This window comes from Massilia sp. MP_M2, from assembly GCF_039123635.1.
In the GTDB taxonomy this organism is placed as follows: domain Bacteria; phylum Pseudomonadota; class Gammaproteobacteria; order Burkholderiales; family Burkholderiaceae_D; genus Telluria.
In genome coordinates, this window is the sequence record NZ_JBCHJF010000012.1 from 43,880 (window position 1) to 63,976 (window position 20,097).

Consider the following 20,097-nt stretch of genomic DNA (forward strand, 5'->3'; position numbering starts at 1 on the left):
ACATTTGTAGACCGCACCGGCCGTGGCTGGCGGGCACACGGCGCAGCACGTCGCACCAAACACAAGACACCACAAGCAACGCATGGCAGGCTCCCGGTCATAGTATTTTCCCGGGATTCATGATGCCCAGCGGGTCGAGTGCGGCTTTGATGGCACGCATCATGCCAAGTTCGACCGTCGACTTGGTGCGCGCCAGTTCGGCGCGTTTCAGCGCGCCGATGCCGTGCTCGGCCGAGATCGAGCCGGCAAACGCCACCACCGCGTCGTGCACGATGCGGTTGACGCTCTCTTGTTGCAGCAGGAACGTTTCGTGCGCGACACCAGGCGGCGGCGCGACGTTGTAATGCAAGTTGCCATCGCCCAGGTGGCCGAACGTGACCAGCACGCAGCCGGGAAACGCGCGCTCGAGCGCGGCGTCGGTATGCGCAATAAAATCGGGAATCGTCGAGACCGGCAACGAGATATCGTGCTTGATGTTCTTGCCGGCCGCCGCCTGCGCCAGCGGGATGTGTTCGCGCAGGCGCCACAGGCCGAGCGCTTGCTGACTGGACGTGGCCACGACGGCGTCGCGTGCGATGCCGGCCTCGAGCGCGGCGCCGATGCCCGACTCGAGCAGCGCCTGCACATGCGCTTCGGATTCATTGCTCGACAATTCCACCAGTGCATACTGCGGATGGCGGGTGGCGAATGGCTGCGGCAGCGCGGGGAATTGTTGCGCGACCAGGTCCATGCACACGGCCGAGATCAGCTCGAAACCGGTCAGCGCCGCCCCGCAGCGCGCTTGCAGCAGGTTCAGCAGCGCAAGCGCCTGGCGCGGCGAGTCCAGCGCGACGAGGGCCGTGAGCATGCCGCGCGGGGCGGGAAACAGTTTCAGGACGGCCGCCGTGATGACCCCCAGCGTGCCTTCGGCGCCGATGAACAGGTCGCGCAGCGCGTAGCCCGTGTTGTCCTTGCGCAGGCCGCGCAGACCATCCCACACGGCGCCCTGCGCGTTGACGACTTCCAGACCCAGGCACAGGTCGCGCGTGTTGCCGTAGCGCAGCACGGCAGTGCCGCCGGCATTGGTCGACAGGTTGCCGCCAATCGTGCACGACCCTTCGGCGGCGAGCGACAGCGGATACAGCATGCCCGCCGCTGCCGCGGCGGCCTGGATATCAGCCAGGATGCAGCCGGCCTCGACCGTCATGGTGCGGTTGGCCGGATCAATGGCGCGGATGCGGTTCAGGCGGCGCAGCGACAGCACGATGGCCTCGCCGGACGTATCGGGCACGCTGCCCATGACCAGGCCCGTGCGGCCGCCTTGCGGGACGATGGGGACACCGGCGCCGGCGCACAGGCGCACGACGGCGGCGGCCTCGTCGGTGTCCAGCGGCAGCACGACGGCGCGCGCGCGGCCACGGTAGCGGCCGCGCCAGTCGGCCAGATAGCCCGCCATGTCGGCATCACCCGTGATGACGTGCTCGCCCCCCACGGTGGCGCGCAGTTGCTGCAGGAAGGCGTCCGCTGGCAGGTCAGCCATGCGGGACTTTGACCTTGTCCAGCAATTCTTTGGCCATGCGCTGCGCGTCCTTCTTGAACGGGCGCAGATAGAGCAGCGCGCAGGCGTAGAACGCGACCACCAGGACGACTTCGCCGATGGCCATCTGGCGCGACAGCGGGTTGGTATCGGCCCAGGCCCGCACGGCGCCTTCGGCAAAGTAAATCAGGATCAGCATCGACGACCATTGCAGCGTATACAGATCGCGCTTGATCACGCCGCGCAGCGGCAGCAGCAGCGGCAGCGCTTTCAGGGCCAGCAGCCAGCTGCCCGGCTGGAGGGGCGCCACGAACGCTTCCCATGCCACCAGCCAGCCGATCAGCCAGACCAGGCTGAGTACGGCGCCGATATGAAAGACTCTGCCTTTGCCCATTATTGACCTTCGTGCAGTTTAAGCGCCGCCATTGCCAGGCGGCGACCGAGCGCGATCGACAAGGCGCGCTCGTCCTCGGTGATGGCGCGCTTTCCATCGACGCCGGCCCAGTGGGTGGCGCCGTACGGGCTGCCGCCGCTGGCGGTATTCATCAGTTCAGGGTGCGTGTACGGCAAGCCCATCAGGAGCATGCCGTGGTGCAGCAGGGGAATCATCATCGACAGCAGCGTTGCTTCTTGCCCGCCGTGCAGGCTGCCGGTGGACGTGAACACGACCGCCGGCTTGCCCGACAGCGTGCCGTTGACCCATTCGGCGGCCGTGCCGTCGAGGAAGTACTTCATGCTCGAGGCCATATTGCCAAAGCGCGTGGGCGAGCCCAGCGCCAGGCCCGCGCATTCGGCCAGGTCGTCGGCGTCGACATACGGCGCGCCATCGTCCGGGATCGACGGTGCGGTGGCTTCGGCCACCGACGACACCGACGGCACGGTGCGCAGGCGCGCCTCGGCGCCGGGGACGCTGTCCACGCCCTGGGCGATCAGTTCTGCCAGCTTGCGCGTGGCGCCGTGGCGGGAGTAGTACAAAACCAGGATGCTCAAAGGGATCGTGTTCATCCTTGGTATTATAGTGCGCTTTGTTGAAGTGACATGCCCGGGTTGACGCCCAATTCGCGGCCTGAATCGGGTATCTCCATGGCCATGCCGAACCAACCGCCGCACCATCCTCCCCAGCATCCTTCCCAGCTTGGCGCCGACAGCGCCGACGGCAGTCTCGAGCGCGGCCTGACGCGGGGCGAGGCGAAGGATCTGGTGCGGTTCGCGCTGCGCCGCCTGCGCGAAGAGCGCCTGCCGCAGGTTGCCGGCAGCCTGACCTTCACCACCACGCTGGCGCTGGTGCCGCTGCTCACGATTGTCCTGGCCATTTTTACGATGTTCCCGACGTTTGGCCAGGTGCGCACGATGGTCGACGCGTGGTTCGTGCAGAACCTGATGCCGCCGGCGATTGCCAGCACGATCAGCGGCAACCTGACCCAGTTTGCCAGCAAGGCCAAGGGCCTGTCGGCGCTGGGCGCCGTGGCGCTGCTCTTCACGACGGCCGCGACGATGAGCCTGATCGAGCGCGTCTTCAACCAGATCTGGGGCGTGCGCCAGCCGCGTCCCTGGACCCAGCGCCTGCTGGTGTACTGGGCGCTGCTCACGCTGGGCCCGATCCTGTTCGGCGCGTCGCTCAGTTTCACCTCGCAGCTGGTGTACCTCACCGGCGGGCTGGAGCGCGATGCCAGCGTACTGGCGACGCTGGCGTTCACCCTCGCCTCGATTGCCGCGACGACGGGCGGCTACACACTGCTGTACGTCGCGGTGCCGAACCGCCATGTTGCCTGGCGCGACGCGTTCTGGGGTGCGCTGGCGGCCGCCATTGCATTCGAGGTCGCCAAGCGCGTATTCGGCCTGTTCATTCGGCAGTTTCCGACCTACGCGCTGATCTATGGCGCGTTGGCTGCGCTGCCGTTGTTCCTGGTCTGGATCTATGTCACCTGGATGATCACGCTGGTGGGCGCCTTGCTGACCGCAGCGTTGCCGGTGGTGAAGTACGAGCGCTGGTGGTATCAGGCGGCGCCCGGCGGCGCCTTCGTCGACGCCATGTCGGTGCTGAAGGTCTTGCACGGCAGCGCCAGGCTCAGTGGCACGGCGCTCGTGTCCGGCAGCACCATCCGCCATCACACGCGCATCGGCTACGACGAACTGGCGCGCCTGTTGCGCAAAATGGTGGCCGAGGGCTGGGTGGGGCGGGTGCATGACCAGGCGCCTGCAAAAATCAGCTGGCGCCATACCAAGCGCGCCAGCCAGGAGCACTGGGTGTTGCTGGCCGACCCGGACACGTTGCGCCTGGCTGATGTGTACCGCCTGTTCGTGTTCGACTACGCGGTGGAGGAAGCCGTGCAGCGCGAAGAAGAGGCCAGCCCCGATACCGCCCTGTCGCTCGACACCGGCGAGCTGGCGCGCCAGGTCGAAGAGGCGGTCGAGGCCGGGCTGGGCGAAACCCTGCGCGCGCATTTTGGCGACGCCGGCGACGCCGACGCCGACGCGGTTGCCGAGCCGGTCACTTGATCAGTCGTTCCGCCTGCGCCAGCAGCGCGCCGGATACCGCTTCGGGCGCTTCCTGCATCATCGCGTGGCCCGACTCGACCGTGACGATCGATGCATGCGCAATCGCGTCGGTCAGCAACCCGGCCTTGCGCGGCGGCGTCATCTTGTCCTGCGTCCCCTGCACGAACACGACCGGACAGGTGACTGCCGCAGCCGCAGTCATGCCATTGCCGTACGCATTGCACGCGGCCAGATCGGTGTGCAGCAACGCTTCGTCGCTGCCGGCTGCCAGTCGCCGCATCAGAACACGCGCCGCGTCGGCAACCGACGGGTCGCTTGATGCCGCATGCGACCAGGTCACGACCATGTCGATGGCGGCCTGCTGATCTTCCAGCGCAGTGGCGAGCAGGGCGTCGGCCACCTTCATCGGAAACGTGGCGCCCAGCAAGGCCAGGCCGGTGGCGCGCTGCGGTGCCCGCTGCGTCGCTTCCAGCACGACCAGCGAACCCATGCTGTGCCCGGCAAGCAGGGCACGTCCCACGCCCGCCGCATCCAGCAATGCCAGCAGCCAGTCGGCCAGCGCCTCGACCGAGCGCAGGGCAGGGCCTGTGCTGCGCCCATGGCCGGGCAGATCGGGCGCCAGCACGGCGAACCCGCGCGCGGCCAGCGCCCGGCTTTGCTGCACCCACACCGAGTGGTCGTTCAGTGCGCCGTGCACCAGCACGACCGTGGGCAGCGCCGCGTCGAATGCGCTGTCGCCAGTATGGCAATAGGCGGTATGGCCGCCGATCTCGAGTTGCATGTCAGGTCGCCTGTCGTGATGGTTGGAATTTGGTTGGAGTAGGGTTGCAATAGGGTTGCACTAGGGTTGCAATGAGAGCAGGCGCATCGTAGCAGCACTGGATCGTTGTGCAATCTGCACTGCACCATTCTGCCGCCCCCTGCGCACCATGAGATGGCGCAATGCTGGATTTTTTAGCGGGCATAGGCTACAGTCGGCGTTATGCCTTATACAAATTTATCCAACAGCAGTATTGACCGCGCGGGGGTGGCCAGCATGAAAGTTTCGGAAATCCTGCAAGTGAAGGGCAATATCCTGTACACCGTGACGCCCGACCAGCCTTTGGTCGAGGCCGTAACCACGATGTCCGAGAACGATATCGGCTCGCTCGTCGTGATGGAATACGGCGATCTGGTGGGCATGCTGACGTTCCGCGAAGTGCTCAAGGCACTGCATGCCAATGGCGGCGCGGTGGGCGCCGGCACGGTGCGTCGTCACATGGACGACAGCCCGATCACCGTCACGCCGGACACCGAGGTCAACGAAGTGCGCCGCATCATGCTCGAGAAGCACGCACGCTATCTGCCAGTGATGGATGCACGCACGCTGTTGGGCGTCATCTCGTTCTATGACGTGGCACGCGCGGTGCTGGAAGCGCAAAGCTTCGAAAATCGCATGCTCAAGGCCTATATCCGCGACTGGCCAGCCGAGCAGAACGCCCCGGACTGACCATGCCAACGGTCACGCAGCGCGCGTGACCGGTCTGTCGGCCAGCCAGGCCAGCAGCGCCTCGGGCGACAACGGCCGCGAGTACAGGAAGCCCTGCGCCAGCGGACACCCAAGCTGGCGCAGGATCTGCGCCTGGCGCTCGTCCTCCACCCCTTCTGCAATCACCGACAGGCCCAGGTTGCGGCCCAGCTGCACGACCATCTGCGCGATGCTGCCCCCGCGCGCCGAGCCGGTAATCTCGGTGACGAAAGTGCGATCGATCTTAAGCCGGTCCACCTGCAGCCGCTGCAGATGCGACAGCGATGAAAAGCCGGTCCCGAAATCGTCGATCGCGATCGATACGCCGGTGTGCTTGACGTGCGCCAGTTTTTCGACCAGCGCGGCCGGCTCTTCCATTGCCATCGACTCCGTGATTTCCAGCTCGATGAAGTCGGGCGGCGCGCCCGTATCGTCGAGCGCGCGGCGCAGCATGTCGAGAAAGTGCGGGTGCCGCAACTGCACCTGCGAGACATTGACCGACATCGTGAAGGCCGTGTGGCCGGCTGCGCGCAGGCGCAGCAGTTCGGTGCAGGCCTGGCGCAGCACCCATTCGCCGATTTCGACGATCAGGCCCGAGTACTCGGCAATCGGGATGAAGCGGTCGGGCGGGACCAACTGGCCGTCCTGCTGGCGCCAGCGCAGCAGCGCTTCAGCGCCGGTGGCGCGGTTGGTGACCAGGTCGATCTGCGGCTGGTAATCAAGAAACAGTTCGCCGCGCTGGAAGCCGCTGCGCAGCGCATGCATCATGCGCACCCGCTCACGAATCTCGATGCCCATGCTGCGCGAAAAATAACAGTGACCGGTGCGCTGCTGCAGCTTGGCGCGCTTGAGCGCGATGTCGCCATCCTTGAGCGCATCGGCGCCGCTGCCATCGTGCTCACGCAGGCAAACCAGGCCCAGCGTCGACGATACCTGCACGTCCTGCCCGTCGATGTGGAACGCATCGAGAAACAGCGTCTGCAGCGTGGCCGGCTGCACCAGTTCGGCACTGCCCAGTACGCAAAAGATGTCGCCGCCGATGCGCCCGATGCTGAGGGACGGTTGGAGGCCGGACGCGGGGCCGGACGCGGGGCCGGGCGCCAGACGCGTGCCCAGGCGCCGGGCGACGGCGGCCAGCAGCAGGTCGCCGAAGCGGTGACCGAGTGCGTCGTTGGTTTCGGCGAAGTGGTCGATGTCGACCAGGGCCAGCACGGCGTCGTGGTCGGGGCCGGGCCCGGCGGCCAGCCTGGCGTCGATCAGTTCGATCATGCGCGTGCGGTTGGGCAGGCCGGTCAGCGGATCGTGGAACGCTGACTTGTTCAGGTCGGTGACCAGTTCGCAATTGTCCAGGCTGACGGCCACCATGCCGCAAAAGACCTTCAGCAAGCGTGTCTCGACGTCGCTGACCGCGCGTGCGAGCGGCAGGCAGGCCACGAAATCGCGCCCGGCCTTACCGGGGAAAAACAAGGTCAGCATGCCGTCGTCGGTCGTCCAGGTGCGCCGCGCCAGCGTGCGCTCGGCCGCCAGCGCGAGGCGGGTCACGTGGGGATCCCCGTACTGCGCGCCGAGCTCGCAGCCATCGAGGTCGCGGCTGGCGCCGCAGGCGGCCACCACCCTCAGCGGGCCGAATGCGCCGGCGCCCGTGCCGTCACCAAATTCGCGCGTGCACAGCACGCCGTCGACGGGATGCCCGACCAGCTCGGCGGCCTGGGCCAGGACGCCATACGCCACATCGCGCACGCCGTGCAGCGCCATCAACCGGGCACAGGCCGCGACGATGCGTTCCATGCCGACCCGGTTCGCTTCGAGCGCGCAGAGTTGCTCGTACGAGCGGATGGCGGCGGCTACTGCAGTGTAGAGCTTGGTACGAGTCAGTTCCGACTTGGTGCGGTAATCGTTGATGTCGTAGCCACGGATGGCCTCCATCTCGGGCGCGTAACCGGGCTGGCCGGTGCGCAGGATGATGCGCACGTCATGCAGGTCCAGTTCGTCGCGGATGCGGCGCACCAGGTGCAAGCCGGCGTCGGCCCGCTCCATCACGACGTCCAGCAGGATGACGGCGATATCGCTTTCCCGGCCCAGCAGTGCGAATGCTTCGGCGGCCGAGTAGGCGTGCAGGAAGGTCAGGGGGCGGCCCTGCATGGTGACGTTGTCCAGTGCGAAGGTGGTCGTCGAATGGACATCGGCATCGTCGTCGACGACGAGAATGCGCCACGGCGGCAGTAGGCTGACGGTAACGTCGACTTCGTCGGCGAAGACAAGGTCATCCATCAAGAGCTGATCCTGCGATGGTCCGGACGGTGGCGTCGAAGCTGGCATGTACTACGTCTCCAGAGGGGCTTGGCATGTATACGTCGAGTATATAGGCATTTGTAATTGGGAAAGGAAATCGGCAATTGCGCAGCGGTGGATGTAATTTGATAAATATAGCCTGATAGCAATTTTTTGGCGAGGGTCGATTGAAGATTGTCGGTTTCTGCTGGCGTGATCGCCTGTTAAAATGCCATTTCGATCAAACCGCACCCCTCCATACCCATGTCCGGCAATACATTTGGCAAGCTGTTTTCTGTCACCACGTTCGGCGAGTCGCACGGTCCCGCGATCGGTTGCGTCATCGATGGCTGCCCACCCGGCATGGCGTTGTCCGAAGCCGATATCCAGACTGATCTCGACCGCCGCAAGCCCGGCACGTCGCGCCACGTCACGCAGCGCCAGGAGCCCGACCGGGTCGAGATCCTGTCCGGCGTCTACCAGGGCGTCACGACGGGCACGCCGATCGCGCTGCTGATCCGCAACGAAGACCAGCGCAGCAAGGATTACGGCAATATCGCCGAGAGCTTCCGTCCCGGGCATGCCGATTACACCTACTGGCACAAGTATGGCGTGCGCGATCCGCGCGGGGGCGGGCGTTCGTCGGCGCGCCTGACCGCGCCCGTGGTCGGTGCGGGCGCCGTTGCCAGAAAGTGGCTGCGCGAGCAATACGGGACCGAGCTTCTGGGCTGCATGCGCGCGCTGGGCGACATCGACGTCCCGTTCGAGGGCTGGGAACACGTGCACGCCAATCCGTTCTTTGCCGCCACGGGCGACGCCGAACTGCTGGCGCGCATGGAAGCCGCGATGGACGCGTTGCGCCGCGATGGCGACTCGATCGGCGCGCGCATCGACGTCGTCGCGCGTGGCGTGCCGGTCGGCTGGGGCCAGCCGATCTACGACAAGCTCGACGCCGACATTGCCTACGCCATGATGGGCATCAATGCCGTCAAGGGCGTGGAAATCGGCGCCGGCTTCGCTTCGGTGGCGCAGCGCGGCTCGGTGCATGGTGACGAGCTGACGCAAGAAGGGTTCATCGGCAACCATGCCGGTGGCGTGCTGGGCGGGATCTCGACGGGGCAGGACATCACGGTGTCGCTGGCGATCAAGCCGACCTCATCAATCCGCGTGCCGCGCCGCTCGATCGACAAGGAAGGCAATCCGGCGCTGGTGGAAACGTTTGGTCGCCACGATCCGTGCGTGGGCATCCGCGCAACGCCCATTGCCGAAGCGATGCTGGCGCTGGTCCTGATTGACCATGCGCTGATGCACCGCGCGCAGTGCGGGGACGTGCGGGTGGCCACGCCCCGCTTGACGTAACCAGCGGCGAGCGCGCCCCGCTCAGGCGCGGGTCGCGATCGCGTCCATCTGGTGGCGCCGCTCGATCGTGCGCACGACCAGTGCGCGCAGCTCGTTGAGCAAGGCAAACTCGGTCTGGCTCAGGATCACCTGTGGGTAGGTGTCGTCCCAGTCGCCGTAAATGAAGCCGGCCGGCTGGCCGTGCGCGCACAGCGGAATCACGATGAAGCAGCGCGCTTCCGACAGCGTGCCTTTCCACCAGCCGGGCAGCTTGGCTGTGAACTTGGCGTCGTGCGCGTTCTCGATGAAGATCACCCGGTCGCTTACCAGCGCTGCGTGGAACACGTTCGCCTCGTAAGTGTCGTCGAAGACCAGGCTTGGCTGCAGCGCCTTGGCATGTTGGCCCAGCGCCAGGCGCGCCGCGTAGCGCCCTTCGCGCCGGTTGCGCACGAAGGCGAACGAGCGCGAGAACGACAATCCCTCGTGCATGGTTTCCAGCGCCAGCGACATCATCTGGCCGGCGGTCGCGTTCAGGTCCGCGTCGCGCATGTCGGCCACGCCGCCCATCAGGATCTTGTTGCCGGCGATGCGGTCGCGCGTGGCCGCAGCCAGGCGCGCCCGTTTCTCGGCCGGCCGGGACAATGGCGCGATCGACAAATCGGCCGCCGCTGCGCTCCGGGCCTTGTCGATCGAGGCCAGGATGCCGGCCGGGGAGATGCCCAGCATCGGCGCGAACTGCTCGGCCAGTTCGGCCACCTTGTCGGCGCCTGCGGCGTCGTCGGCCCACAGCGCATCGGCGGCGCGGGTCGACATCGTGCCCAGCGCCGCCAGCCAGTCATCGTGCGCGAAGCCTTCGCCCCGTTCGCCCGGTTCGACGCGGCGCATGCCCGCCACCAGGTTGCCGGGCAGGCCCCAATGGGCGGCCGTGGCGCGGCCGAGTTCCTCGAGATGCAGCCCGAGCACGTCATGGGCCGCCGCCGTGTCGTCGCCGCCCGCGGCCCCGGCCTGGATCAGGGTCCAGCGCTCGGGCATGTAGAAGGTGATCATCATGCGGCCCAGCGAGTGCAGGATCGAGCACACGACGGCTTCTTCCGGATTGCGCACCTGCGCGCCGCTGGCCAGTTGCTGCGCCACCATTCCGGCCAGCACGGCTTTTTCCATCTCGATATGCGCGATCTCGGTGTCGGGCGTGCTGCGGCCGAGCTCTTCGATCAGTTTCAGGCCCAGCGCCAGATGGCCGATGCTTTCGGTGCCCAATACCAGCACTGCCTTGGAAATCGTGTTGACGTGCTGGCCGAAGGCCGCGTACATGCTGCTGTTGGCCAGGCGCAGGACCTTCTGGGTCAGCACCGGGTCGGACAGGACGGTCTGCGTCATCGAAAAATCGCGCTCGTCTTCGCCGCGCATCGAGGCCAGGATGGCATTGATGGCTTTGGTAAAACCGGGCATGTCGCCCTGGCGGCGGATGCGTTCCCACAGCAGGGCGAGGGTGGCCTGGGCTTTCGCCGAGCGCGCGGTGGTGGTTGGTATGGTCATGGTTTCCCTGTCCGGGTGTCGGCCGGCAGAAGAGCGGTGTAGAGGTTTTCCTTGAGCGCCGTGACGGCCACATTGGCCGGCATCGGCTTGCCGGTCAGGTAGCCCTGGACATAGTGGCAACCCTGTTCGTCCAGCCAGGTCAATTGGTCTTCGGTCTCGACGCCCTCGGCCACGACCGCCAGGCTCAGGTGCCGCGCCAGGTCGAGCACGACCTTGCAGATGGCGGCATCCTTTTGCGAGCCGGGCAGGTCCTTGACGAATGCGCGGTCGATCTTGAGCACCGAGATCGGGAAGCGCTTCAGATAGGCCAGCGACGAGTAGCCGGTGCCGAAATCGTCGATTGCGATGCGCACGTTGCGCTCGACCATTTTTTCCATGATCGCCTCGGCATGGGCCGGATCGACCATCAGCGTGCCTTCGGTGATTTCCAGCACCAGCTGGTGGCCCTGGGCGCCGGACATCGCCAGCGCGTCGTCGAGCTCCGCCAGAAAACGGTCGCTGCGAAACTGGCGCGGGCTGATATTGACCGAGATGTACAGCTCGCGGCCCGCCACCTCCTGGAACTGGCGGATCTGCATGCAGGCCGCCTTCAGTGCCCAGGCGCCCAGCAGGTTGATCAGGCCATTGTTTTCGGCAATCGGGATGAAGCGCACCGGCGGCACCATGCCCAGCGTCGGGTGTTTCCAGCGCATCAGGGTCTCGAAACCTTCGATGACGCGCGTGCGGGCGTCGACGATCGGCTGGTAGTACAGCAGAAATTCGCCTTCGCGCACGGCCTTGAACATGGCCGCCTCAAGAGAGATGTCGTGTGCGGGCGGGCCCTGGTCGCGCGGGCTGTAGAGCACCGTGCGGCCCTTGCCGGTTTCCTTCGCGCGCGACAGCGCAGCGTCGGCGAGCGTCACCAGGCGCACCTCGTCTTCGGCGTGCTCCGGGTACACCGCGACGCCAATCGACGCGCCCAGGTAGATCGTGTGTCCACCCGTTTCGAAGGGCGACTGCAGCGTGGCCAGCAGGCGCCCGGTCACGAGCTTGATCTGGGCTTCGCTGAACGTGCCTGGCAGCACGGCGACGAATTCGTCGCCGCCGACGCGTGCCAGCGTATCGCTGTCGCGCAAGACCCGGCGCAGGCGCGTGGCGGCCATCTGCAGCACGGCGTCGCCCAGCGGGTGGCCCAGGCCGTCGTTGACCTTCTTGAACCCATCCATGCCGATCGCGACGACCGAAAAACCCTGGCCCGAGCGGCGCGCATTGGAGATCACCACGCGGATGCGGTCGGCCAGCAGCAGGCGGTTCGGCAATTCGGTCAGCGCGTCGTGGGTCGCCATGTGGCGCAGCCGTTCCTCGGTCGCGTGCTGGGACGACATGTCGCGCCCGATCACGAGGATTTGTGCATCGTCGCCCGTGGTCAGCTGGGCAATACGCAGTTCGAACCAGACGTCACGCTCGCCGCTGCGAAAACGGGCTTCGACCAGCGCCGCTTCCTGCGCCGTGGCGGCGCCGTCGATGGCGTGCCGCAAGGCCGCCTGGTCGACATCGTGCACGAGCGAGACCAGCGAACAGCCCGGCGCGTACCCATGCAGGCGTTGGGCGCGGGTGCCCGCCGCCCGGATCGTGCCGCTGGGCGCGACCCGGAACACCGCGTCGCCCGCGCTTTCCAGCAGACCGTCGAGCAGCGTCGCCGGCGGCAGGTGCGCTGTCGGCAAAAGGGAGGCTGCAAAAGGATGGGTATGCATGGTCGGTCAGGGCTCTCGTTTCGCGGCGTGGTCATGCCATGCCGATGTCATCTTGTTATCCGTGCCGGGCGAACAAACCACGGACGAGTCTATCACTGAAAAATTCCGTACTGCATCAGAATGAGCAAGCTACAGCGCGTTCGCAGCCATGCCTGCGCCTGCGCACTTTCAGGCGCCAGTACACGCGTCAGTCGACGCCGTGCCTTGCGGGCCCGTCACGTGCGTATTGTCGCCGATTATTGCCGAGTAGAAAATATCTATTGGAAAAATTCATGCCTTATTGCAACCAGATTTGTGTCATCGCGACACATTCGGGGTCTGCGGCCGGGTGTGCGCGCCGCCTGGCGTGCCAGATCGACAAGAAAGCCGGCCGGTCGAGCGAGTGAGAATTATTTCGGCCCGAGCTGAGACAAACCGCGTTGTGCCTGTGATAATGCTCGCTCTCAAGCTTTATCGACCGTGTCGAGCCCCGCCATGAACCAAGATCCGCGCTTCCCGAACCTCTTCATCCTGAGCCACCCGCTGATCCTGCACAAGCTGTCGCACATGCGCGAGCACGACACGTCGACGCGCACGTTCCGCGAACTGCTGCGTGAAATCACGCTGTTGATGGGTTACGAAATCACGCGCGACCTGCCGCTGACGACGCGCCAGATCCGCACGCCGCTGGTGACGATCGATGCGCCGGTCATCGCCGGCAAGAAGCTGGCGGTGGTGCCGATCCTGCGCGCCGGCATCGGCATGAGCGACGGCCTGCTCGAATTGGTGCCGTCGGCGCGCGTCGGGCACATCGGCGTGTTCCGCGATCCCGCCACGCATGAGCCGGTCGAGTACATGGTCCGTTTGCCGGACACCACCGACCGCACGTTCATCCTGTGCGATCCGATGATTGCCACCGGCAACTCGGCAGTGCATGCGATCGACGTGCTCAAGAAGCGGGGCGTGCAGGACGAGCAGATTCTGTTCCTGGCGCTGGTTGCCGCGCCGGAAGGCATCCAGGTGGTGCAGGACGCGCATCCAAACGTCAAGGTCTACGTCGCCTCGCTGGACTCGCACCTGAACGAACATGCCTACATCATCCCGGGGCTGGGTGATGCTGGTGACCGTATCTTTGGCACCAAGTAAGGCCGGCACGACCATGATGCAGCCGGCTGACCAGCAATTCTTTTCCCGCCTGGCCGAACTGAATGACAAGTTCGCGGCGCGCCTGCCATCCACATTCGGGCGCCTGGCCGAGTTGTCGCAGGAGCTCGCACCTGCCGGCGCGCCCGGGTTCGACCCGGCCGGGCCGGCAGGCGAGCTGCAGGCGATGCTCCACACGCTGGCCGGATCCGCTGCGACGTTCGGGTTTCGCGGCCTGGGTCACCACGCGCGCCTGCTGGAACAACGCCTGCGCGTGCTGCGCGCGTTCGATGCCGTCGCCGCCGGCGAATGGCAGGCCTGGCGCGCCGAGCTCGATGAGTACATTGCTGCCGCGCTGCGCGACCCCAAAGCGCTGACCTGACACACCGGTAGCGCAGCGCGCATGCTCGATTGCCGAGCAGAGCCGAATTTGATCAAACGCAAACAAATCCAGTGTCCTTGCCTCTATTCTTTGCTGCATACCGAATTAAAAAATCGCGCTGTCGTGTTTATTGACACTAGGAATCGTAGGGCTACTTACGTATTTTTATTCAACGAATAGGGCATGCGCGAGAAATATTCGGTATAATGTGGGATCGTTGGGTTCGAGGTAGTAGTGCAGTCTGTCTGTCATTTCTTTCTTGCTTCTTCAAACGATCTAAAACGGGCGTAAGCCCAACTAACCGAAATAGGAAATTGTAATGGCAACTGGCATCGTTAAATGGTTCAATGACTCGAAGGGCTTCGGCTTCATCACCCCTGATGAAGGCGGCGAAGATCTGTTCGCGCACTTCTCGGCTATCCAGAGCAACGGCTTCAAGTCGCTGCAGGAAAACCAGCGCGTCTCGTTCGACGTGACCACCGGCCCTAAGGGCAAGCAAGCCTCGAACATCCAGCCTCTGTAATCGCCTAACAGGCGTTGCGAGACCAAAATCCCCGGAATTGCCGGGGATTTTTTTCGTCTATACCTTCGGTGTTCCGGCTTGGCGCGTCAACGTTGGCGCCAGTAGTCGGGCGCCGCGTAACTGCGGCGCAGGAAGTCGACAAAGGCGCGGATGCGCAGCGGCAGGTGGCGGCGCTGGGCGAACACGGCGTGGATGTCATTGCCCGGTGCGGCGAAGTCATCCAGTACCGTGCACAATTCTCCACTGGCAATCTGCTCGCCCACTTCCCACATCGAGCGCCAGGCCAGGCCCTTGCCGGCCAGCGCCCAGGCATGCAGCACGGCGCCGTCGTTGCACACCATATTGCCACTGACCTTGAGCGTGATTGGCTTGCCGTTTTCGAGAAACGTCCAGCCGCGCTGACTGCCTTCACTGCTCATTGCCAGGCAGTTGTGGCGCGCCAGGTCGCCTGGTACACGAGGCGTGCCATGACGCTTCAGGTAGGCGGGCGTGGCGACCAGCACGCGCCCGTTGTCGGCCAGTTTCACGCCGACCAGGTTCGAGTCGGCCAGGCTGGCGATCCGGATGGCCACGTCGATGCCATCGCCGACCAGGTCGATGACGCGGTCGTTCAGGTTCAGGTTGACCGTCACGTCGCGGTGCTCAGCCAGGAACGAGGGCAGCAGCGGCGCCACGTGCTGGCGGCCGAAGCCGGCCGGGGCCGATACCGTCAGGTGGCCCGAGGCACGCCCGCTGCGCTCCGAAATTGCCGATTCTGCTTCGCCCACCTCGTCCAGGATGCGCTGGCAATCTTCGAGAAACGCGACGCCCTCGTCGGTCAGTACGAGCTTGCGCGTGGTCCTGCGCAGCAGCTTGACGCCCAGCCGCGACTCCAGTGCGTCGAGCCGGCGCCCGATCATGGCCGGGGCAATGCCTTCGGCGCGCGCCGCACCTGACAGGCTGCCGCGCGCCACGACCTCGACAAAGGTTGCCATCTGGGTGAACTTGCTCATGCACACGGTCCTGTCGCCTGGGTTGATTTAATACAAAAACACACAGATGAAGTGCGTATTTGTCTCGTTTAGCGTTACGCCGGTGAATATACTGGAAGCCAACATGAACGCCAAGCGGGGCACGCCCCGGCCCGGCGTTGCACGCGATTTTCATTCATCTTCAGGAGTCGATATGTCCCACAGCATCCCCCAAGGCATGGAAATTACCGGCGCAATCCAGCCGGCCTACGAGCAGATCCTGACGCCGGACGCGCTGGCGCTGGTGGCCACGCTCACGCGTGCGTTCGAGCCGCGCCGCCAGGCCTTGCTGGCCGCACGCGCCGCGCGGGCAGAGCGCCTGGATGCCGGTGAGCGCCCGGATTTCTTGCCAGAAACCGCGTCGGTGCGTGACGGCGACTGGCGCATCGCGCCGATTCCCGCCGCGCTGCACTGCCGCCGCGTCGAGATCACGGGGCCGGTCGAGCGCAAGATGGTCATCAACGCGCTGAACTCGGGCGCAGACAGCTACATGACCGACTTCGAGGATTCGAACACGCCCAACTGGGATAACCAGATCAGTGGCCAGATCAACCTGTTCGATGCGATCCGCAAGACCATTTCGCTCGAGCAGAATGGCAAGTCGTATCGCCTCAACGACAAGGTCGCTACGCTGCTGGTGCGCCCGCGCGGCTGGCATCTCGATGAAAAACACGTGCTGGTCGACGGCAAACGCGTCTCGGGCGGCATCTTCGATTTCGCACTGTTCATGTTCCATAACTCGAAAGAATTACTGGCACGGGGCGCCGGGCCATATTTCTACCTGCCCAAGCTCGAATCGCATCTGGAAGCGCGGCTGTGGAACGACATCTTCGTGATGACGCAAGACCTGCTCGGCATCCCGCAGGGCACGATCAAGGCGACGGTGCTGATCGAAACCATCCTGGCCGCATTCGAGATGGACGAAATTCTGTACGAGCTGCGCGACCACAGCGCCGGCCTGAATGCGGGCCGCTGGGACTACATTTTCTCGTGCATCAAGAAGTTCAAGCGCGACAGCGATTTCTGCCTGGCCGACCGCGCCAAAGTGACGATGACGGCGCCGTTCATGCGTGCCTATGCGCTGCTGCTGCTCAAGACCTGCCACGCACGAGGCGCGCCGGCCATCGGCGGCATGGCCGCGCTGATCCCGATCAAGAACGATCCGGAGAAAAACGCGATTGCCATGGGTGGCGTACGCAACGACAAGGCGCGCGATGCGACCGATGGCTATGACGGCGGCTGGGTCGCGCATCCGGGGCTGGTGGGCCTGGCGATGGAAGAATTCACGAAAGTGCTGGGCGAGCGGCCGAACCAGTTCGAGAGGCAGCGGCCCGATGTCGTCGTGACCGCCGCGCAACTGCTTGACTTCAAGCCGGAAGCGCCGATCACCGAAGCGGGGCTGCGCTACAACATCAATGTCGGCATCCATTATCTGGGCGCCTGGCTGGCCGGCAATGGCTGCGTGCCGATCCACAACTTGATGGAAGATGCCGCAACGGCCGAAATCAGCCGCTCGCAGGTGTGGCAGTGGATCCGCTCAGCCAAGGGCGTGCTGGAAGACGGCCGCAAGGTGACGGCCGACATGGTGCGCGCGATGATTCCCGAAGAGCTCGAAAAGGTAAAGCTGGTGGCGGCCGATGGCACCCACGCCAATTATGAGCGCGCCGCCACCATCTTCGAAGACATGTCCACGGCCGACGCGTTCGCGGAATTTTTGACGCTGCCGTTGTACGAGGAAATCTGAGGCGGCGTCAGAACGTATTCTTCCACGCCCGCAGCGCCGTGAACACCTCGAGCGGCGCTGCACCCTCAGGCACGCGCCCGGCAGCAACCAGGCTGCGCACGATCGGCGCCGTCGTGGCGCGCAGGAATGGGTTGGTGGCTTTTTCCAGCGCGATTGTCGAGGGAACGGTCGGCTGACCGTCCGCGCGCCGGGCCCCGTCGGCCGCCACGCGCGCGGCCAGCGCCGCATTATCCCCGTCGACAGCCTGCGCGAACGCCAGGTTCGACATCGTGTATTCGTGCGCGCAATACACCAGCGTCTCGTCAGGCAACTGCGCCAGTTGCGCCAGCGACGCGGCCATCTGCGCCGGCGTGCCTTCGAACAGGCGTCCGCAGCCGGCACCGAAGAGCGTGTCGCCGCAGAACAGCCAGTGCGCGCCTGCGTCGCACCGCACGTAGGCAATGTGCCCCAGCGTATGGCCCGGCACGTCCAGCACGTCGAGCGTCAGGTTGACGCCGGGCACGTCGATGCGATCGCCCTGCACCAAAGGGTGCGTGACGAGATCGATGCCATCGTTCTTCGGTCCGAACACCGGTACCGCCCACTCTTGAAGCAGGGCGGGGACGCCACCAATATGGTCAGCATGATGATGGGTGAGTAGAATGGCAGTCAGGCGCAGGTCGTGCGCGGCCAGCGCCGCGCGCACCGGTGCTGCGTCGCCCGGATCGACGACGGCCGCATGGGTGCCGTCGTGAACCAGCCAGAGGTAATTGTCTTTGAAAGCCGGCACTGTCAGTACCGACAGGACCGGCTGCCGTGGAGGTGTCATGGTCATGTGTATAGTCAAGAGGTGGCATGGATAGCGCTGCCGAGAAATCCATTATAGCCCTCGACAACTGGCTCCAATCGCCAGCGGGGGCTTACGTGCGCGCGTTCGAGCAAGCCTGCCTGGAAGAGCTGACGGCGGATATTTTCGGCTACAACGCGCTGCAGATCGGCGTGCCGCAGCTCGATGCGCTGGCCGCCAGCCGCATGCCCAACCGGTGGCAGGTCGCCACGCGCACGTCGAATGCCAACGAACTCGCGTTCGCCTCGAGCGGCCGCCAGATCGCCGCCGCGGCCGATTTCACCGAGCTCCCGTTTGCGTCGAGCAGCATCGACCTGGTGGTGCTGCCGCATGTGCTCGAGTTCGCCGCAGAGCCGCATCAGGTCCTGCGCGAAGTCGAACGCATCCTGATCCCGGAAGGGCAGGTCATCATCTGCGGCTTCAATCCAGCCAGCCTGTGGGGCATGCGCCAGGGCTTGGGGCGGGTCACGCGCAATGGCTACTTGCCGGACACCGGCGAATTCATTTCTATGCCGCGCCTGAAAGACTGGCTAAAATTGCTCAACCTGAGCGCCACGCGCAGCCACTTCGGCTGTTACGCGCCACCTTGCCGTACCGCCCATTGGCTGAGCCGCTTTGCGATGATGGAATCGGCCGGCGGGCGCTGGTGGCCGTATCTTGGCGCCGTCTACGTCGTGCATGCAATCAAGCGCGTCAAGGGCATGCATCTGATTGGCCCCGCATGGAACAAGAAAACCAGCAAGCGACCGGCGGCAGTGCCGGCGGCAAACCGGATTGAACGAACAGAAAGTGAATAGCAGGGCATGAGCGAAACAACGAGTGAAGCAATGGCTGAAACAATGACTGGAACAAAGGGCGACGCCAACCCGACCCGGGTCGAGATTTTCAGCGACGGCGCCTGCAAGGGCAATCCGGGCACGGGTGGCTGGGGCGCGCTGCTGGTGTCGAACGGCCACGAAAAAGAAATCTTCGGCGGCGAACCAAACACCACCAACAACCGCATGGAACTGCGCGCGGTGATCGAGGCGCTGGGGGTGCTGAACCGACCGTGCGAGGTCGTGTTGCACACCGACAGCCAGTACGTCCAGAAAGGCATCTCCGAGTGGATCCACGGCTGGAAGGCGCGCGGCTGGAAGACGGCGGCGAAAGAGCCCGTCAAAAACGAAGACCTGTGGAAGGCGCTCGACCTGGCCCAGCAGCAACACGCCGTCGAATGGCGCTGGGTGCGCGGCCACAATGGCCACCCAGGCAATGAGCGGGCCGACGTGCTGGCCAATCGCGGCGCCGCGTCGGTACGTCGCTGAGCGGCCTGCGGCCAAGCAGCACGCCGCCGCAGTTGCTATACTGCGCCGGCACCCACTTTGAAGAATTGCACCATGCGTCAGATCGTTCTCGATACCGAAACCACAGGCTTGAATCCCCGCACCGGCGACCGCGTCATCGAGGTCGGCTGCGTTGAAATTTTCAATCGCAAGCTGACCGGCAACAACTACCACTGCTACATCAACCCCGAACGCGAGTCGGACGAGGGCGCGCTGGCGGTGCACGGCCTGACCACCGAGTTCCTGAGCGACAAACCGAAATTCCACGAGATCGCGCACCAATTGCGCGACTTCATTCAGGGCGCCCAGGTCATCATCCATAACGCGCCGTTCGACCTGGGTTTTTTGAACGCCGAATTTACCCGCATGGGCCTGCCGCCATTCGTCCAGTATTGCGACGGCGTCATCGACACGCTGGTGCAAGCGAAGGAGCTGCATCCCGGCAAGCGCAACTCGCTCGACGCGCTGTGCGACCGCTACGATATTTCGAATGCGCACCGCAAGCTGCACGGCGCGCTGCTCGACTCGGAGTTGCTGGCCGATGTGTATCTGGCGATGACGCGTGGCCAGAATTCGCTGACCATGGATGTGGAAGAAGAAACCACGCACGACGGCGAGGCACTCGAGATCGTGCCGCTGGGAGAGGTCATCGTCGTGGCGGCCAGCAGCGACGAATTGGCCGAGCACGATACCGTGCTGGCCGGCCTGGACAAAAGCGTCAAGGGTAGCTGCGTCTGGCGGAATTACGCAGCTTAATTACGCGGCGCA

At 65.0% G+C, this 20,097-nt stretch carries 19 protein-coding genes; 10 read left to right on the forward strand and 9 right to left on the reverse strand.

The annotated features are described in order from the left end of the window. Window positions 1-97: 97 nt before the first annotated feature. Genes RCH14_RS21280 through wrbA form a run of 3 tightly spaced genes read right to left on the reverse strand, consistent with a single transcriptional unit; the run spans window position 98 to window position 2,521 of the window. A complete protein-coding gene (locus RCH14_RS21280) occupies window positions 98-1,519 on the reverse strand; it encodes an FAD-binding oxidoreductase (protein ID WP_343028096.1) in 1,422 nt (473 codons plus the stop codon). After that, window positions 1,512-1,910: a DUF2069 domain-containing protein gene (locus RCH14_RS21285; RefSeq protein ID WP_343028097.1), complete on the reverse strand. Its 399-nt coding sequence runs from the start codon at window positions 1,908-1,910 to the stop codon at window positions 1,512-1,514. Before RCH14_RS21285 ends, RCH14_RS21280 begins: the two co-directional genes overlap by 8 nt. Continuing rightward, window positions 1,910-2,521: an NAD(P)H:quinone oxidoreductase gene (gene wrbA / locus RCH14_RS21290; RefSeq protein ID WP_343028098.1), complete on the reverse strand. Its 612-nt coding sequence runs from the start codon at window positions 2,519-2,521 to the stop codon at window positions 1,910-1,912. Before wrbA ends, RCH14_RS21285 begins: the two co-directional genes overlap by 1 nt. Window positions 2,522-2,599: 78 nt before the next feature. On the opposite strand from wrbA, the gene RCH14_RS21295 reads away from it, so the two are divergent. Continuing rightward, window positions 2,600-4,015: a YihY family inner membrane protein gene (locus RCH14_RS21295; RefSeq protein ID WP_343028099.1), complete on the forward strand. Its 1,416-nt coding sequence runs from the start codon at window positions 2,600-2,602 to the stop codon at window positions 4,013-4,015. On the opposite strand, the gene RCH14_RS21300 is transcribed toward RCH14_RS21295, so the two are convergent. Continuing rightward, window positions 4,008-4,796, reverse strand: a complete 789-nt coding sequence (locus RCH14_RS21300; protein WP_343028100.1) for an alpha/beta hydrolase — start codon at window positions 4,794-4,796, stop codon at window positions 4,008-4,010. The genes RCH14_RS21295 and RCH14_RS21300 overlap by 8 nt on opposite strands. Before the next feature lie 255 nt (window positions 4,797-5,051). Here RCH14_RS21300 and RCH14_RS21305 point away from each other — a divergent pair, with 255 nt between their 5' ends. Beyond that, the gene (locus RCH14_RS21305) at window positions 5,052-5,504 is read left to right on the forward strand and encodes a CBS domain-containing protein (protein WP_343028101.1); all 453 of its coding nucleotides are present in this window, start codon (window positions 5,052-5,054) and stop codon (window positions 5,502-5,504) included. Between the two features lie 12 nt (window positions 5,505-5,516). On the opposite strand, the gene RCH14_RS21310 is transcribed toward RCH14_RS21305, so the two are convergent. Further along, window positions 5,517-7,793, reverse strand: a complete 2,277-nt coding sequence (locus RCH14_RS21310) for an EAL domain-containing protein (protein WP_343028102.1) — start codon at window positions 7,791-7,793, stop codon at window positions 5,517-5,519. A gap of 264 nt (window positions 7,794-8,057) precedes the next feature. Between RCH14_RS21310 and aroC the strand changes: the two genes are divergently transcribed. After that, a complete protein-coding gene (gene aroC / locus RCH14_RS21315; RefSeq protein WP_343028103.1) occupies window positions 8,058-9,152 on the forward strand; it encodes a chorismate synthase in 1,095 nt (364 codons plus the stop codon). Between the two features lie 21 nt (window positions 9,153-9,173). Here aroC and RCH14_RS21320 read toward each other — a convergent pair whose 3' ends face one another. Both RCH14_RS21320 and RCH14_RS21325 read right to left on the reverse strand, forming a co-directional pair. Continuing rightward, entirely contained in the window at window positions 9,174-10,667 is a 1,494-nt protein-coding gene (locus RCH14_RS21320; RefSeq protein WP_343028104.1) for an HDOD domain-containing protein, read from the reverse strand. Further along, on the reverse strand, window positions 10,664-12,400 hold the full coding sequence (locus tag RCH14_RS21325; protein WP_343028105.1) for an EAL domain-containing protein: 1,737 nt from the start codon (window positions 12,398-12,400) through the stop codon (window positions 10,664-10,666). The genes RCH14_RS21320 and RCH14_RS21325 overlap by 4 nt, the downstream gene beginning before the upstream one ends. A 474-nt stretch (window positions 12,401-12,874) precedes the next feature. Here RCH14_RS21325 and upp point away from each other — a divergent pair, with 474 nt between their 5' ends. The 3 genes from upp (at window position 12,875) to RCH14_RS21340 (ending at window position 14,427) form a co-directional block, all read left to right on the forward strand. Continuing rightward, a complete protein-coding gene (gene upp / locus RCH14_RS21330; protein ID WP_343028106.1) occupies window positions 12,875-13,525 on the forward strand; it encodes a uracil phosphoribosyltransferase in 651 nt (216 codons plus the stop codon). 13 nt (window positions 13,526-13,538) lie between these two features. Beyond that, window positions 13,539-13,904 carry an Hpt domain-containing protein gene (locus RCH14_RS21335; RefSeq protein WP_343028107.1) on the forward strand — a complete coding sequence of 122 codons (366 nt, stop codon included), beginning with the start codon at window positions 13,539-13,541 and terminating at the stop codon, window positions 13,902-13,904. A 319-nt stretch (window positions 13,905-14,223) separates the two neighbouring features. Continuing rightward, window positions 14,224-14,427, forward strand: coding sequence for a cold-shock protein (locus RCH14_RS21340; RefSeq protein WP_137176112.1), 204 nt, complete (start codon window positions 14,224-14,226; stop codon window positions 14,425-14,427). An 86-nt stretch (window positions 14,428-14,513) separates the two neighbouring features. Here RCH14_RS21340 and RCH14_RS21345 read toward each other — a convergent pair whose 3' ends face one another. Continuing rightward, window positions 14,514-15,419 (reverse strand): LysR family transcriptional regulator, encoded by a 906-nt coding sequence (locus RCH14_RS21345; RefSeq protein ID WP_343028108.1) that lies wholly within the window; start codon window positions 15,417-15,419, stop codon window positions 14,514-14,516. 172 nt (window positions 15,420-15,591) lie between these two features. On the opposite strand from RCH14_RS21345, the gene aceB reads away from it, so the two are divergent. Beyond that, complete coding sequence (aceB, locus tag RCH14_RS21350) at window positions 15,592-17,181, forward strand: malate synthase A (RefSeq protein WP_343028109.1); 1,590 nt, start codon at window positions 15,592-15,594, stop codon at window positions 17,179-17,181. A gap of 7 nt (window positions 17,182-17,188) precedes the next feature. On the opposite strand, the gene gloB is transcribed toward aceB, so the two are convergent. Then, window positions 17,189-17,989 carry a hydroxyacylglutathione hydrolase gene (gene gloB / locus RCH14_RS21355; protein ID WP_407070106.1) on the reverse strand — a complete coding sequence of 267 codons (801 nt, stop codon included), beginning with the start codon at window positions 17,987-17,989 and terminating at the stop codon, window positions 17,189-17,191. A gap of 26 nt (window positions 17,990-18,015) precedes the next feature. On the opposite strand from gloB, the gene RCH14_RS21360 reads away from it, so the two are divergent. The 3 genes from RCH14_RS21360 (at window position 18,016) to dnaQ (ending at window position 20,085) form a co-directional block, all read left to right on the forward strand. Beyond that, window positions 18,016-18,804 (forward strand): class I SAM-dependent methyltransferase, encoded by a 789-nt coding sequence (locus RCH14_RS21360; protein WP_343028111.1) that lies wholly within the window; start codon window positions 18,016-18,018, stop codon window positions 18,802-18,804. A gap of 30 nt (window positions 18,805-18,834) precedes the next feature. Beyond that, a complete protein-coding gene (rnhA, locus tag RCH14_RS21365; protein WP_343028112.1) occupies window positions 18,835-19,311 on the forward strand; it encodes a ribonuclease HI in 477 nt (158 codons plus the stop codon). 72 nt (window positions 19,312-19,383) lie between these two features. Next, a complete protein-coding gene (gene dnaQ / locus RCH14_RS21370) occupies window positions 19,384-20,085 on the forward strand; it encodes a DNA polymerase III subunit epsilon (protein ID WP_343028113.1) in 702 nt (233 codons plus the stop codon). The last annotated feature ends 12 nt before the right edge of the window (window positions 20,086-20,097 follow it).

Coding starts and splice junctions, on each gene's coding strand:
- RCH14_RS21335 (WP_343028107.1), top strand. CDS start 13,539: ATGATGCAGCCGGCTGACCAGCAATTCTTTTCCCGCCTGGCCGAACTG.
- RCH14_RS21285 (WP_343028097.1), bottom strand. CDS start 1,910: ATGGGCAAAGGCAGAGTCTTTCATATCGGCGCCGTACTCAGCCTGGTC.
- dnaQ (WP_343028113.1), top strand. CDS start 19,384: ATGCGTCAGATCGTTCTCGATACCGAAACCACAGGCTTGAATCCCCGC.
- wrbA (WP_343028098.1), bottom strand. CDS start 2,521: ATGAACACGATCCCTTTGAGCATCCTGGTTTTGTACTACTCCCGCCAC.
- aceB (WP_343028109.1), top strand. CDS start 15,592: ATGTCCCACAGCATCCCCCAAGGCATGGAAATTACCGGCGCAATCCAG.
- RCH14_RS21320 (WP_343028104.1), bottom strand. CDS start 10,667: ATGACCATACCAACCACCACCGCGCGCTCGGCGAAAGCCCAGGCCACC.
- upp (WP_343028106.1), top strand. CDS start 12,875: ATGAACCAAGATCCGCGCTTCCCGAACCTCTTCATCCTGAGCCACCCG.
- rnhA (WP_343028112.1), top strand. CDS start 18,835: ATGGCTGAAACAATGACTGGAACAAAGGGCGACGCCAACCCGACCCGG.
- RCH14_RS21325 (WP_343028105.1), bottom strand. CDS start 12,400: ATGCATACCCATCCTTTTGCAGCCTCCCTTTTGCCGACAGCGCACCTG.
- aroC (WP_343028103.1), top strand. CDS start 8,058: ATGTCCGGCAATACATTTGGCAAGCTGTTTTCTGTCACCACGTTCGGC.
- RCH14_RS21360 (WP_343028111.1), top strand. CDS start 18,016: ATGGATAGCGCTGCCGAGAAATCCATTATAGCCCTCGACAACTGGCTC.
- RCH14_RS21305 (WP_343028101.1), top strand. CDS start 5,052: ATGAAAGTTTCGGAAATCCTGCAAGTGAAGGGCAATATCCTGTACACC.
- gloB (WP_407070106.1), bottom strand. CDS start 17,989: ATGACACCTCCACGGCAGCCGGTCCTGTCGGTACTGACAGTGCCGGCT.
- RCH14_RS21340 (WP_137176112.1), top strand. CDS start 14,224: ATGGCAACTGGCATCGTTAAATGGTTCAATGACTCGAAGGGCTTCGGC.
- RCH14_RS21310 (WP_343028102.1), bottom strand. CDS start 7,793: ATGGATGACCTTGTCTTCGCCGACGAAGTCGACGTTACCGTCAGCCTA.
- RCH14_RS21345 (WP_343028108.1), bottom strand. CDS start 15,419: ATGAGCAAGTTCACCCAGATGGCAACCTTTGTCGAGGTCGTGGCGCGC.
- RCH14_RS21280 (WP_343028096.1), bottom strand. CDS start 1,519: ATGGCTGACCTGCCAGCGGACGCCTTCCTGCAGCAACTGCGCGCCACC.
- RCH14_RS21295 (WP_343028099.1), top strand. CDS start 2,600: ATGGCCATGCCGAACCAACCGCCGCACCATCCTCCCCAGCATCCTTCC.
- RCH14_RS21300 (WP_343028100.1), bottom strand. CDS start 4,796: ATGCAACTCGAGATCGGCGGCCATACCGCCTATTGCCATACTGGCGAC.